Origin of the sequence: Phenylobacterium sp. (genome assembly GCF_044358365.1) — a bacterium.
In the GTDB taxonomy this organism is placed as follows: domain Bacteria; phylum Pseudomonadota; class Alphaproteobacteria; order Caulobacterales; family Caulobacteraceae; genus Phenylobacterium.
The window spans coordinates 1-13,447 of sequence record NZ_JBIKNZ010000083.1; the positions used below are offsets into that span (position 1 = coordinate 1).

15 protein-coding genes and 1 pseudogene are annotated in these 13,447 nt (G+C 63.8%); 9 read left to right on the top strand and 7 right to left on the bottom strand.

The features are described 5' to 3' along the window. Positions 1–239, bottom strand: a pseudogene (locus ACIQ3B_RS16230) (hypothetical protein); the annotation flags it as partial. Between the two features lie 59 nt (positions 240–298). Between ACIQ3B_RS16230 and ACIQ3B_RS16235 the strand changes: the two are divergent. The 5 genes from ACIQ3B_RS16235 to ACIQ3B_RS16255 are packed head-to-tail and all read left to right on the top strand — an operon-like array spanning position 299 to position 4,892. Then, positions 299–733, top strand: coding sequence for an HIT family protein (locus ACIQ3B_RS16235; RefSeq protein WP_397404399.1), 435 nt, complete (start codon positions 299–301; stop codon positions 731–733). A gap of 22 nt (positions 734–755) precedes the next feature. After that, positions 756–1,940: an LptF/LptG family permease gene (locus ACIQ3B_RS16240; RefSeq protein ID WP_397404401.1), complete on the top strand. Its 1,185-nt coding sequence runs from the start codon at positions 756–758 to the stop codon at positions 1,938–1,940. Then, positions 1,937–2,995, top strand: coding sequence for an LptF/LptG family permease (locus ACIQ3B_RS16245; RefSeq protein WP_397404403.1), 1,059 nt, complete (start codon positions 1,937–1,939; stop codon positions 2,993–2,995). Before ACIQ3B_RS16240 ends, ACIQ3B_RS16245 begins: the two co-directional genes overlap by 4 nt. Beyond that, entirely contained in the window at positions 2,995–4,146 is a 1,152-nt protein-coding gene (locus ACIQ3B_RS16250; RefSeq protein WP_397404405.1) for a dATP pyrophosphohydrolase, read from the top strand. The genes ACIQ3B_RS16245 and ACIQ3B_RS16250 overlap by 1 nt, the downstream gene beginning before the upstream one ends. After that, positions 4,143–4,892, top strand: a complete 750-nt coding sequence (locus ACIQ3B_RS16255; protein ID WP_397404407.1) for an NTP transferase domain-containing protein — start codon at positions 4,143–4,145, stop codon at positions 4,890–4,892. Before ACIQ3B_RS16250 ends, ACIQ3B_RS16255 begins: the two co-directional genes overlap by 4 nt. A 7-nt stretch (positions 4,893–4,899) precedes the next feature. On the opposite strand, the gene ACIQ3B_RS16260 is transcribed toward ACIQ3B_RS16255, so the two are convergent. Continuing rightward, positions 4,900–5,640: a sugar phosphate nucleotidyltransferase gene (locus ACIQ3B_RS16260; protein ID WP_397404409.1), complete on the bottom strand. Its 741-nt coding sequence runs from the start codon at positions 5,638–5,640 to the stop codon at positions 4,900–4,902. Positions 5,641–5,807: 167 nt separating this feature from the next. Next, positions 5,808–6,068 carry an SWIB/MDM2 domain-containing protein gene (locus ACIQ3B_RS16265; protein ID WP_397404411.1) on the bottom strand — a complete coding sequence of 87 codons (261 nt, stop codon included), beginning with the start codon at positions 6,066–6,068 and terminating at the stop codon, positions 5,808–5,810. Positions 6,069–6,279: 211 nt separating this feature from the next. On the opposite strand from ACIQ3B_RS16265, the gene ACIQ3B_RS16270 reads away from it, so the two are divergent. From ACIQ3B_RS16270 to ACIQ3B_RS16285, 4 genes are all read left to right on the top strand, one after another. Continuing rightward, on the top strand, positions 6,280–6,681 hold the full coding sequence (locus ACIQ3B_RS16270; protein WP_397404413.1) for an enoyl-CoA hydratase-related protein: 402 nt from the start codon (positions 6,280–6,282) through the stop codon (positions 6,679–6,681). Continuing rightward, positions 6,642–7,118, top strand: a complete 477-nt coding sequence (locus ACIQ3B_RS16275) for an enoyl-CoA hydratase-related protein (RefSeq protein WP_397404427.1) — start codon at positions 6,642–6,644, stop codon at positions 7,116–7,118. The genes ACIQ3B_RS16270 and ACIQ3B_RS16275 overlap by 40 nt, the downstream gene beginning before the upstream one ends. A 51-nt stretch (positions 7,119–7,169) precedes the next feature. Further along, on the top strand, positions 7,170–7,631 hold the full coding sequence (locus ACIQ3B_RS16280) for an Lrp/AsnC family transcriptional regulator (RefSeq protein WP_397404415.1): 462 nt from the start codon (positions 7,170–7,172) through the stop codon (positions 7,629–7,631). Positions 7,632–7,698: 67 nt separating this feature from the next. Further along, complete coding sequence (locus tag ACIQ3B_RS16285; RefSeq protein ID WP_397404417.1) at positions 7,699–9,330, top strand: acyl-CoA synthetase; 1,632 nt, start codon at positions 7,699–7,701, stop codon at positions 9,328–9,330. Between the two features lie 111 nt (positions 9,331–9,441). Here the strand turns inward: ACIQ3B_RS16285 and ACIQ3B_RS16290 are convergent, their stop codons facing one another. The 4 genes from ACIQ3B_RS16290 to ACIQ3B_RS16305 form a co-directional block, all read right to left on the bottom strand. Beyond that, positions 9,442–10,755 (bottom strand): M20/M25/M40 family metallo-hydrolase, encoded by a 1,314-nt coding sequence (locus ACIQ3B_RS16290; RefSeq protein WP_397404419.1) that lies wholly within the window; start codon positions 10,753–10,755, stop codon positions 9,442–9,444. Positions 10,756–10,760: 5 nt separating this feature from the next. Continuing rightward, a complete protein-coding gene (locus ACIQ3B_RS16295; RefSeq protein ID WP_397404421.1) occupies positions 10,761–11,147 on the bottom strand; it encodes a helix-turn-helix domain-containing protein in 387 nt (128 codons plus the stop codon). 31 nt (positions 11,148–11,178) lie between these two features. Further along, positions 11,179–11,493 carry a hypothetical protein gene (locus tag ACIQ3B_RS16300; RefSeq protein WP_397404423.1) on the bottom strand — a complete coding sequence of 105 codons (315 nt, stop codon included), beginning with the start codon at positions 11,491–11,493 and terminating at the stop codon, positions 11,179–11,181. 438 nt (positions 11,494–11,931) lie between these two features. Further along, positions 11,932–13,329 (bottom strand): amidohydrolase family protein, encoded by a 1,398-nt coding sequence (locus ACIQ3B_RS16305; protein WP_397404425.1) that lies wholly within the window; start codon positions 13,327–13,329, stop codon positions 11,932–11,934. Positions 13,330–13,447: the final 118 nt, after the last annotated feature.

Genomic DNA, 13,447 nt, shown 5'->3' on the forward strand with positions numbered 1-13,447 from the left:
GCCTGGACGGCCTTGACGCGGATCCGCGCGTACTTCCCGCCCTTGGCCAGAAATCGCCGCTTGTCGTCCGGGTAAACGGTGAAAGCGACCTCCCCCTTGGATGAGCGAACCCCGGTGGTCTGGATCGAAAGCTTGGTCGTAGCGGACCCGCGCGGCCCCTCACATACCTCCTCGGCATAGGTTGGCGCAGCCATTCCCAGACAGGCGGCGAGGGCGACGGCGCCGGTTCTGACTTTCATGCTCAAGATGGGTTCCCTATGATCCGTAATCGGGACGGGCTGGAGGCTCTGGACATATCGTGACAAACGCCACGGCCTTCAAGTTCGGTTATCCCAGGACTCGGGTCGCCGAAACCGACCATTGGCTGGTTCTGGTAAGACCCCAACAGCCGACCTACGGCGCCTTGGTGCTGGTCTGCAAGGAAGACGCCAAGGTGTTCTCTGACCTGAGCGTGGCCGCATTCGCCGATATGAAACGAGCTGTTGACGGGATTGAGGCGTTGCTTCGTCACACTGTCGCCTTCGAGCGCATCAACTACCTGATGCTGATGATGGTTGATCCGGACGTCCACTTCCATGTGTTGCCACGCTATCAGGGTGAGCGCATTTACAAGGAGCGTCCGTTCGTGGATGCAGGTTGGCCCGGTTCGCCGGCTCTTGCGTCTCACGTCGCTCTGGGCGAGGACGAAGCGGCGGCTCTGGCCGCAGAGTTTTCCGCCCTCTGGCGGTCATGATCGCCGCGAACCGGGGCCCCGCTTGAGTCTCATCGACCGCTACCTGCTGCGCATGTCGTTCTGGCCCATGATCGGGGCGATGGGCGTAACCATGATCGCGCTGTTGCTCGAGCGGACGTTGCGTCTCCTGGATATGCTGGCGGCTTCCAATGACCGGTTCGGGTTTGTCGCCCAGCTGGCGGTCAATCTTGTGCCCCACTACATCGGTCTGACCTTGCCGGCAGCCTTCTTTCTGGCCCTGCTTGTGGTGGTGAACCGGTTGAACCAGGCCTCTGAGGTGGACGCCCTCTTGGCGGCGGGTGTTTCACTCACGCGGCTTGCGGCCCCCTACCTCTGCCTGGCAGCAGCGCTGGCGGCGGTCAGCCTGGTGGTGTTCGGCTTCCTGCAGCCCTACAGCCGTTACGCCTACCGCGCCGTCCTGCACTCGGCGCAAAACGCGGGCTGGAACGGACTGGTGCCTGCGGAGACCATCCTGACACCTTCGAGGAGCCTGACCGTCACTGCCGATGACGCCGATGGAGCAGGCCAGAAACTGACCCATATCCTGATCCGGCGGACCACGGAAAAAGGTCAGGAAGAAATCACCACCGCTAGCATGGCGGAGGTTCGTCGCATGGCCGACGGCAAGACAGTCCGTCTGGACCTGAGCGATGGCCAGCAATTGCGCTTCAATTCGGCGGGACAGCCCGAAGTCCTGAGTTTCAAGCGCTTCACCATGCAACTGCCATTGACGGGTCCGGCGCGCCTTTTGCGGGCGCGGGGAGGCGATGAACGGGAACTGACGCTGTTCGAGTTGGCCGATCAGGCAAGGGCGGACAATTCCACAATTCCGCGCGAAGCCTTGAAGGGTGAACTCTACGGGAGGCTTGCCAAGGCCCTGGTTCTGCCCTTGCTGACCCTTCTGGGTCTACCGCTTGGACTTTCGGCCAAACGTAGCGGGCGGGCGCCCGGGATGATCGTCGGGGGAGTTCTGTTGCTGGCGTTCTTCCACGCCGTACAGCTGGGTCAGGGTCTGGCGGCGACGGGTCGCATTTCTGCTGAACTGGCGGTTGGCGGACCCTTTCTTGCATTCGCCGTGATCGCCGTCATCGTCTTCGCAACAAGTCGCAAGCGACCCGGGGATACGCCGGTCGGGCGGGCGCTGGAGTATGTCTCTAGCGTGATCGGCCGCTTCCGACCTAAACCGACCGTCGTGAGCGCAGCATGACGCTCCCGACCTACCTTCTGAAACTCATGGGCTCCCGGGTGCTGGCGGCACTGGCCGTGCTGACGGGTGTTCTCCAGATCATCGATCTTCTGGAGGTCACAACGCAGATCCTGGATCGCAACCTCGGAGCCGGCGGCGTTGCCTACTACGCCATGCTGAGGGCGCCTCGCCTGATCGAACAGGCGGCCCCACTGGCGGTTTTGGCGGGGTGCTTGTTCGCATTTGGAAAACTGGCCGGCGAAAGCGCCGTAACCGCTTTGAGGTCGACCGGTATCTCCGCTTACAGGATCACGTTGATGGCCCTGCCGGCTGTGCTTGCCCTGGCGCTTGTACAGCTGGCGATCGGGATGGTGATAGCCCCTCGCACCGACCAGATGCTGAGCGCCTGGTGGCAGGCCAGCGCGCCACAAGACGCTTCAAAGAAGATCACCCCAGTGACATTCAGGTTGGCCAATGAGGTGGTGGTGGCCCTGCCACGCGATCCCGACGGCCGTAGCCTTGAGTCCGTGATTATCTATCGCCGGGATCAGGCCGGTCGCCTGGTCGAGCGCACAACGGCGCCGACGGCGGTCTGGGAAGCAGGCCGTTGGACCCTGATCAAACCCAGGTTCGAGACCCTGGGGATCAAGACAGTCTCGCAAGGGTCCGCCAATACGATGGACTGGACACAAGACCTGCAGCCCGCCGATGTACGGGCCATGGCGGCCGGTCAGACCCTGGTTACACCACAGGAGGCCAGCCGAGCGCTTGCGGGCGGACTTTCGATGCGCCCGCGCACCTACTATGAAACCCAGCTTCAGCGCGCCTGGGCGGCGCCATTCGCCTGTATCGTGATGCTTTTGCTGGCGGCTCCGGCTTCGATGGCCAATTTCAGGGGTGGCGGGGCGACGTTGCTGGTGCAGTGCTTGGCAGGCGGGCTGTTGTTCCTGGTGTTTGACGGCGCGTTCACCGCCTTGGGTGAGAACGGAGCGGCGCCCGCGATCCTTGCGGCGTGGGCCGCGCCAGCAATGTTCTCCGCGCTCGGGATTACCGCTCTGATCTATCTGGAGGGGTGATGGCGTCGGGGGAGGAACGCGACGACATCCGGGTCATTCCTGTCGCGACGGCGGCTGAGCTGGATCGCTTCATCCGCGTTCCAATGCGGCTGGGCGCCGGCGATCCCAACTATGTGGCGCCGCTCATATTCGAGCGCCAGGAATCCCTGACGGCCAAGGGCAATCCCTTTTTTGCCCACGCTGAGGTGCAGTTCTGGCTGGCTGTGAAGGCAGGACGCGATGTCGGCCGCATCAGCGCACAGATTGATGCCTTGAACCCTCAGACCGCCGAGGGAATTGGCAATTTCGGCATGATCGCCGCGGAGAATGATTCCGCCGTCTTCGCGGCCCTGTTCGGCGCCGCCGAGGCCTGGCTGCGAAGCCGCGGGTGCCGCGCCGCACTCGGACCGGTAAACCTGTCCACCAACGAAGAAGTCGGGCTGCTGGTCGAGGGGGCTGAACATCCCCCGATGTTCATGATGAGCCACGATACCGCGCATGCGCCCCATCGGATTGAAGAACAGGGCTACGCCAGGGCCAAGGACATATTCGCCTACATCTGCAGCGTGAACGATGATCTGCCAGCGCCGATCCTGCGTCGGATCCGGAAAGGGCCGCCACCGGGCGTGACCCTGCGCATGCTCGACATGAGCCGATTTGAAGCTGAGGTGGATACCCTTACGGGTATTCTGAACGACGCCTGGTCGGGCAACTGGGGCTTCACACCGACGACCGAGGCCGAGACAAAGGCGCTGGCCGCGACCCTGAAACTGCTGATCGACAAGCGCCTCACCTGGTTCGCTGAAATGGACGGCGAAACTGTGGGCTTTATGATCCTGCTTCCAAACATCAATGAGGCTATCGCCGACCTGAAGGGCAAGCTGTTCCCGTTCGGCTGGGCCAAGCTGATCTGGCGGCTAAAATTCAAAGGGTTGAAGTCGGGACGCGTGCCCTTGATGGGCGTGAAGCGGAAGGCCGCAGGATCCCTCCGTGGCCGGCTTCTTCCATTCCTGTTGATTGACGCCATCGCCCAGGCAGCAAGGCGACTGGGCTACGAACGCTATGAGTTGTCCTGGGTGTTGGAGGACAATTTGCCGATGCGCCGGATCTGTGATGCGGGCGGAGCGAAGGTCTACAAGACCTACCGGCTCTACCAGAAGGCGCTGGTTTGAGCGGCTTTCGGGCGTTGGTGCTGGCAGGGTCCCGCGGCGGAACGGACCCTGTCGCCGCGTATGCGGGCGTGAGCCACAAGGCGCTGATCGTGCTGGGCGGCGATACATTGCTGGCGCGGGTAGTCGCTGCCTTGCGCGCAGCCGGCGCCGGGCGGATCGCGGTGATCTCCAGTCATCCGGACGTACGCATCGAGATGGCTCGGCTTGGCGTCGAGGCGCTGGATGAAGCCGCCGGACCCAGCCTGAGCGTTGCAGCCGGCGCCGGGGAATTGGGAACGCCGCTGCTGGTGACGACCGCTGACCACGCCCTTCTAGATGCGGTCTGGATCCGGCAGTTTCTGGCCGATGTGCCGGCCGGGATAGATGTAGCAGCCCTGGTCGCCGCCCGGCCGACCGTTGAGGTGGCGGCGCCAGGGACCCGGCGGACCTGGTTGAAGCTGGCCGACGGGCACTGGTCTGGCTGCAACCTGTTTTACCTGGCCAATGACCGCGCCCTGCGCATCGTGGACTTCTGGCGCAAGGTCGAGGCGGAGCGCAAACGACCCTGGCGGATGGCGCAGATCCTGGGTGTCGGGATGCTGCTGCGGTATCTCTCCGGACGACTGGAACTGGGCGACGCCGCCAGGAGGCTGGGCGAAATGGCCGCGGTATCGGCAGCCATTGTGCAAACCTCCTATGGGCTGGCCTCGGTAGACGTGGACAAGGCCGCCGACCTGGATCTCGTGCGACAGATCGTGGGCGACTGAGCTTGCCTCAGGGTGTGGTCCACCCCGCCGCGAGCCGGTTCAGGGATTGAACGTCCTGCAGGAAGTCCATCTCGCCCCACTCCAGGTCCTGGATCGAACAGACCCGGACCTCGACCCCGCCATGGGCCAGTTCGTCGATGACGCTGAGATACCAGCGGCGCAGGCCCTCGGGCGACCGAAGGACACGATCAATACCGGCGACAAACCGGGCTGCACCGACACTTGAGAAGCGGAGAAAGCCAATCGATTCTGCATCATAGGCTTCAATCGACTTGCCAATGGCACGCAGGCTTCCTTTCTCCGTCAACACCTTCATGTCGTCGGCGTCGTAGGAGGATTTCCGGTCAATGGTGACGGTGATCTCCGCTTCAGGCGCCCCCATCAGACGCTCGGCTACGCCGGGACCGAAAAGGGTGTCTCCATTCAGGACCAGCACATCACGGTCAAACTCATGCCGCACAATCCAGCAGGACGCGGTGTTGTCCGAGACGGTGTAGAAGGGGTTGAAGACCAGCCTGATCGCCATGGTCAGCCCCAGTGAGGCGACCTCGGCCTCGACAGCCTCGGCGCGAAAGCCAGTCACGATGACGGCTTCTTCGACACCGGCGGCCTGCAATCTCAGAAGCTGCCAGGAAAGCAGTGAACGCCCGGCGATCTCGATCAGGCACTTCGGCCTCGACTCGGTCAGGGGCAGCAGGCGCTTTCCCTGACCGGCGGCGAGGATGATGGCTCGGCTCGGTGACTTCACGGCATTTCTGTCAGCATGGCTCCGGCCCGGGAGGGCAGCATATGTGCGTTGCGAGTGGCCATGTGAAGTGCAAGGCCTCAAACACGAAGAAACCTCGCGGAGCCATCAGCCCGCGAGGTCCCAATCGAATGTCTTGGCATCACCACGGCACATTGCCGCGGCAGCTGCTATTTCAGGTGCCGGGCCAGGTGCTTGTTCATCTCGAACATGCTGACCTTGTCCTTGCCGTCAAAAACAGCCTTCAGTTTGGCGTCAGCCAGGATATCGCGCTTGTTAGCAGGATCCTGGAGGTTGTTTTTCTTGATGTATTCCCAAATCTTCGAGACCGTCTCGCCACGCGAGAGCTGGCCTGCGCCAACTACGGCGGCCAGTTCTGCCGAAGGCGTCAAGGGCTTCTGCAGGGCGTTCGTCTTTTTTTCAGTGGCCATGGGCTCCCCCGGTTGGATGTTGTCGCGAGGTTGCAGCGGGCGCCGCTGAAACCGAGTCGCTTGGCGTATCCTACCTCTCAGCGCGCGCCGCGCCACCCGATATGCGCAGACCCTTCGGATAACCGCCACGCTCGTCCCTCTGAGGTCGTGCAGCCGGGTGACAGGCCGACCGGGAACAGGCGATATGGCTTCGTACGACGGGAGAGACGCCATGACGGATACACTTGGAATTCTGTTCGAAACGCCAGCGCCGCACGTTGCACGGATCGTCCTCAACAGGCCGGAGAGACGCAATGCGCAGGATACCTCCCTGCTCTATGCGTTGAATGACGCCTTTGATCAGGCGGCTCGCGACGACGACGTGAAGGTCATTGTCCTGGCGGCGGCCGGGCCGCACTTTTCTTCGGGCCACGACCTTCGCGAGGGCGGGACCATTGCCGAGCAGATGGCGCCCTTCGATCCGGTTGGTACGTGGTGTGGATTTGGCTGCGCCGGCGCCGAGGGGAGGATGGCGCGCGAGAAGGAGATTTACCTCGCCTGTCCGAGAGATGGCGAAACATCCCAAAGCCCACAATCGCGCAGGTACAGGGCAAGTGCATCGCCGGCGGCCTGATGTTGGCCTGGCCCTGCGACCTGATTGTCGCAGCCGATGACGCCGCCTTCTGCGACAACACCGTGGGGATGGGCGTGGCGGGCGTCGAGTACTTCGCCCACCCCTGGGAGATGGGACCGAGGAAGGCCAAGGAGCTCCTGTTTACCGCCGACTGGCTAGACGCCGAGGAGGCGCGCGCATTGGGGATGGTCAACCAGGTCGTGCCGGCAGCCCAGCTGTCCGAGTACACCCTGGCCTTGGCGATCCGGATCGCCGCGAAACCGATGTTCGCCCTGCGGATGGCCAAGGAGGCGGTTAACGCCGCAGAGGACGCCCAGGGGCGCGTGGGCGCCATGCAGACGGCTTTTGCGCTTCACCAGCTGGCGCACAGCCACAACATGCAGGTCTACGGCATGCCCGTAGACCCTGGCGGCCTACAGGTACGGCGAAAGACCTGACTGGCGAACGACCACGCTGTAGAACCCACCACTCCATTGGAGGCTGATGGCATGGATGTTGTTCTCGATTCGATCGACCGGCGACTACTCCGGGAGTTGCAGCGTGACGCCACCATGCCGATCGCCGAGCTGGCCCAGATCGTCGGCCTGTCGCAAACACCGTGCTGGAAAAGGATCAAGCGGCTGACCGACGTCGGCGTGATCCTGGGCAAGGTAGCCTTGCTGGATCGCACAAGGCTCAATCTTGGCCTGGCGGTCTTTGTTTCGGTCAAGACCAACCGCCACGATCAGGAGTGGCTGGACACCTTCGCCAGCGCCGCCTCGGCCATGCCCGAGGTGGTGGAGTTCTATCGACTGTCCGGAGACACCGACTATCTGTTGAAGGTTCTGGTGCGCGATATCGCGGCCTACGATGTCTTCTATCGGCGGCTTATCGCCGCTGTGCCGCTGTCGGATGTCTCATCGGCGTTTGCGATGGAGCAGATCAAGTCCACCACCGCCGTTCCGGTTTGACAGACGCAGCGGCAGGCCGCCAACTCAGGGGCAACAACGAGATTTCGGCTGGGAGGCCTGAACTGCCATGGCATGGATGTTCGCGGATGTTTGGGAAGCCATCGCCAGGGCCCAACCGGATCGCCCCGCCGTGGTCCTGGGGGAGCGAACCATCAGCTGGGGCCAGTTTGACGCCCGGGCCGATGCGCTGGCGGCCCACTTCATTGCACGGGGGATGAGTCACCGGTCCAAGGTGGCTGGATATCTCTACAATGGGCCCGAGTACCTCGAGAGCTACTTCGCCGCATTCAAGGGCGGGTTCGAGCCCGTCAACACCAACTACCGTTATGGACCCGAGGAGCTGGTCTATCTGTTCGACAACGCCGATGCCGAGGCCGTTGTGTTTCACGCCAGCTTCGCGGACACGGTCGAGGTCATCCGCCCACGCTTGCCGAAAGTGAAGACCTGGGTAGCCGTCGCCGAGCCCGGCCATCCGGTTCCTGCCTGGTCCGATGACTACGACGCCATCGTCGCGACCACGCCCGCTGTTCGGCCCGTAAAAGCTACCTGGGGCCGGTCCGGCGACGATCTGTTGCTCCTCTACACCGGCGGCACCACAGGCATGCCCAAAGGGGTGATGTGGCGTCAGGACGACCTGTTCCAGGTGATCGGCGCCGGCGGCAACGCCGCGCTGGGCATCCCGCCCGCCCAATCCATCGACGAGTTGATCGCCCGCCACGCTGCGGCTGGTGACGTGAAGCCCATTTCGTTGATTGCCGCGCCCCTGATGCACGGCACGGGACAGTTCTCGGCCTTTATCAACTTCAACAACGGCGGCACGGTCGCGTGTCTGCCATCCCGCAAGTTCAGCGCGGTCGAACTGTGGAACGAGGCCGAGCGCCTTCGCGCCACCAATATCGTGATCGTCGGCCTGGCTTTCTCGACACCCATGCTGGAGGCGTTGGACGCCAACCCCGGCCGATGGGACCTTTCCTCTGTTCTGGCCATGAGTTCGTCCGGGTCCATGTGGAGCCAGGAGAACAAGCGCGGCCTGCTGAGCCATGTGACCTCTGCGGTGATCATGGACAGCTTCGGCTCGTCCGAGGCCGTGGGCTTGGGCGCGTCGTCCTCCGCGCCGGGAGCCGAGGTTCAAACGGCGGCCTTCATGCTGGGCCCCAACTGTGTGGTCTTCACCGAAGACGGACAGCGCGTCGAGCCCGGGTCTGGGGAGCGCGGGCTGGTGGCGGTGAGCGGCTTCCTGCCGCAGGGCTACTACAAGGACCCCGAAAAGAGCGCGAAGACGTTCCGGATCATGGAAGGTATCCGTTGGTCGGTGCCGGGCGACTGGGCGGAGGTCAACGCCGATGGCACCCTGAAACTGCTTGGCCGCGGCTCGGTGTGCATCAACACCGGCGGGGAGAAGGTCTTCCCCGAGGAGGTCGAAGAGGCGCTGAAACGTCACGCCAGTGTCCGTGATGCGGTTGTGGTCGGAGTGCCGGACGCCCGGTTCGGCGAACGCATCTGCGCCGTCGTGGAGCCTGAAGCCGGCGCGACACCGACGCTCAGCGACCTCGCCGACCACGTCCGGACCCAATTGGCGGGATACAAGGCGCCTCGCGAACTCGTGGTGATCGAGAGCATCGCCCGCGCGCCCAACGGGAAGGTCGACTACAAGGCGATCAAGGACAAGGCGCTGGCGGCGCTGGGGGTGGGCGCCTAGAGCGGGTTGGGGAAAAGCGGGAACCGGTTTTCCGCCAGCAACCCGATCCAAGCATGTGAGGGCGATCACGTTTTTCGAGATTGGATTGAGTCGATCCAATCTCGACGTGATCTAGCGCGGCTCCCGGGCCAGCCGGCTGATCAGCAGCGCCGCACGTTTCGCCTGCCAGTCAAGGCTGGTCAGGTCGGCGGTCTCACCGGGCGCGTGGCTGCCCTCGCCGGCCATGCCCAGGCCCACCAAACCGTCAATGAAGGCGACAAAGGAGATATCACCCGCCCCGCGGTTGGCCGGATCACCGGCGGGCATCTCGGCAAGTCCCAGAGTGACGTTGACCGAATTGAGCCTGGCCAGCAGCGCCCTGTTGCCCTCAGTGGGCGCCATGGGCGGATAGCCGTCGTCCGAGAAGGCCAGCGAGGCATCGGTCAGGTCAAGATGGCGGTCGACGATCGCCTGCATCCGAGCCCGAACCCGCGACTCCTGTTCGGGCGACAATGTGCGGATATCACCGCGGGCCAGGGCGTCCGAAGCGATGACATTGGGCTTTCCAGTCGCCTGTCCTCCGGTATCGACCGCATTCAGCGTGGCGCTGGATCCCCCTAGAACCAGACCAACATTGTAGGTGAGGTTCGGCTCGGGAAGCTCCTGGCGGAATGCCTCGAGGATTCGGCTCAGTTCGTAGATTGCGCCACATCCCACGCCCGGTTTGCAGACGCCTGAGGAATGGCCGGACTTGGCCGATGTCCGGATCGTCCAGGAGGTGGAAGATCGGCGTGCAATGGAGCCCATATCCTGCCCACCGCGCCGCGCCAGCGTTTCGAAGTCCAGCGCCACGTCACTGGCGCGACCTGCTGCGATCAGATCGGCGCGCGCTTCGGAGAGAGGCGAGCCCGGATTTTCTTCATCTCCGGTCAGGACCACGGTGATGTCGGCGGCTTTCAGCGTGCCCGCGGCCTGCATGGCGCGCAGGGCAGCCAGGATGATGACGTTTCCGCCCTTCATGTCGCTGACCCCGGGGCCTTCGACGATGTCGCCAGTGCGCTTCCACCCCTGGAACGGACTGTCGGGCTCAAAGACCGTATCGAGGTGTCCGATCAGCAGGATGCGTTTGCCGCGACCTGATCCCTTGTGCATCGCGATCAGGTGACCCGCACGTCCAGTGTGGGCCATCGGGACCCATCGGACCTGAAAACCCAACGCCTCGAACCCGGGCCGCATCAAGCGGCCAACCTGCTCCACGCCCTTTAGGTTCATGGTGCCGGAATTGACGAGCACGAGTTGCTCGAGGAACCGCACATTGCGGGCGCTGTCAGCGTCAACGGCCGCGATCATCTTGCGTTCAGCCGCAGTTGGCTGCGCGCCGAAAGCCGGTGACCCGGCCAGCAGCCCGGCGGCGAGGGCTGCTGCGGCAATCGCTCGATGGGCCAAGGCTGTCAGATCGGTTGGCTACGGAGGCTTCGGACAAACTCCACCAGCGCGGAACGCGAAACACCCTTGGGCAGTACGGCATAGGCCTTCAGCAGTTCCAGCGCGCCTGGTTCGGCCAGCAATGCGGCCACTTCATCCACGGCGCCGCTGTTTGCAGTGGATTCCCCGAACATCTCGGCCACCGGGACATCGAGTGTCCTGGCGATACGGGTCAGCATCGAGGCGCTGACGCGGTTGGCGCCGCGCTCGTATTTCTGGATCTGCTGGAATGTCACGCCGGCAGCCTCCGCCAGGGCTTGCTGCGACAATCCCCGCACTTTCCGCAACAAACGGATCCGCGCGCCAACGGCGACGTCGATGGGATCCGCTACGGTCTCGGGTTTGTTCGCCATGTGGTACAGGTCTCCTGAGTTTTGGACAAATCTACCGGGTCTGCTCGGCCTGATCGTCCACCGGCGGTACAAGGCTATCCGGCGCGACCGGCCTGTCTGATATGGTGTAGCACGCCTCGGCGATCACGATCCCGACCGCACGCCGCAAGGGCGCAAAAGCCGGGGTATCCCGCTCAAGCTGGATCAGCTCTTCCTCGTAAGGAGACAACAGCTCCAGAAGGTTTTGAGCCAAGCGTCTACTGTACTCCGGGTCTTGAATCATCGCGTCCCCTTTTGATTTTAATTCGACCATTGCGCGGCGCAACGCAAGCAACCGCAACGCGCGTTCGCAAAAGAAGCGACCCATTGACGCATCTGGCAAGGTGACGGAGCCGGGGTGCGGCCAAAAAAAAGGCCGCACCCGGAGGTGCGGCCAAGTCATTAGGGAGGAAACGCCCAAATGGGCAAAGTCGTTATGCCCTTTTGCTGCACTGCACGCAAGTCACGAAATGCGCTGGTTCTGAAATAGTTTGTCAGTGGCGAGCCGATATCGCGCCAGATCGCCGGAGAGTACAAATGACCGAAGCGTGTCGTTTCGGTCGATAAATGTGACGACCATGCGACTTTCGAGCGAAATTCGACTGCGCGGCCCGCGCCTTTCCGGAATTCCTTACCGCGCAAGACAGTGTTGGCGACTTGACCGCCAGATCCCGGGATCCGCGCACTATCTTCAGTCGTGCATCACGTTGATGTTGCGATGCGGGAACATAAGGAATCGTTGCCCCGTGTCGGCTCGACCCGGATATCACGCCGTTCCAGCTAGATGTTCTAGTCGGCCGTCAATAATGGTCGCCCGCACGCCATCGGCCCGAGGCGCATTCATGACCTCGTGGAGGGGCCGCTTCAGCAGACAGAGGTCTGCGGCATCGCCCACCCTTATGATTCGGTCGCCCCGTCCGGGACGCCCGGGTTCATTGAGATAGAGCGCCAGGGCCGCTGGGCCAGTGACGACCTCGCCTGCCCCAAGTTGCCGGCCACCCTGGCTGCGACGATCCATGGCCGCCGCCATACCCAGCCAGGGGTCGGGCGATGCATATGGGGCATCCGAACTCCCGGCCACGGGCACGCCCGCCGCCAGCAGACTGGCGCAGCGGTAGAGATCGTCGAAATCGACAGGGTCGACCTCGTTGAGATAGCGGTCGCCACGCTCCCGAATGAAGGCGGACTGGGTGACGACGGTGAGCTTCAGGGCCAGCAACTGATCAATCGCCGCGCGCGGAACAACACTGCCGTGCTCGATCCGATCCCCCGGCAAGGAACCTGCCGCCTCGAACGCCGCCAGGCTAAGCGCCAGTTCGGCGGCGGTTACGCAATGGACAGCGACGTTTCGGCCCCAGGACCGGGCGCTGGTGATCCGGTTCAGAAAGTCGTCGAACTCCGGCAAGGCGTGATCGTCCAGCAGCACCTTGACCGGCCCGAGTGAGAAGGCGGCATCGGTCGGCGCCGTCAGTTCGCCCCCGCTCATCAAGGTCAGACGCTGCGGCAGGTCTCCGGTCCGGTGGGCCTGGGCAAGGCGGCCGGCGGCGTCTGCGTCGGTCGTTACGCTGGCGTCGGTGACAGAGGTGATCCCATAGGCCGAAAGCATTTTGCCGATCGGCGCGAGGCGCGGCGGCTCCGCGCCGATGCGCGCCCGCAGCCAGGCGTCCTCCCGCCACAGGCGCCCGGTGGGGCGGCCTTGGCCATCCAGTTCAAGTCCGGGTGGAGATGCTCCACCGCCAACGCTCTCCAAAGCCAGGCTGTTCAGTATCCAGAGCGACCCTGTTTGATGCTGGACGCGCAGGCGGTGTCGCGGCGCCAGCCGATCCAGATCCTCGCGGCTCAGGTCGCCGGCCATGGCCTCATGATAGCCCGTCACCCGAACCCAGGCGCCCACGCCCCGTAAGGCTAGCGCTGCCGATATCCGCGCCTGAAAGCTGGACGGGCCGCTTACGCCGTCCAGCGCCACGGCATCTGCCAGAGCCGCCAGTCCGAACAGGTGGATGTGGTGATCACAGAGCCCCGGGATCAGTGCACCGCACCGCCCGTCCAACTCCTGCCCGGCGCGCGCGAGGTCATGCCCGATCCCGACGATGCGACCGTCTTCGATCCGGACATCCTGCAGCGGTCCACGGCCAATCTCGACATTGCGGATCAGCAAACTCACGAAGCTGCCCTACGGATACTCAGGGCGGCGACGGCAGCCATTCGCGCCAGCGCCACGTCGACCAGCACCCCGCCCCCGGCCTCTAGTCCGCGCAGGGCGCCGATTGCCGCCGCGAGCC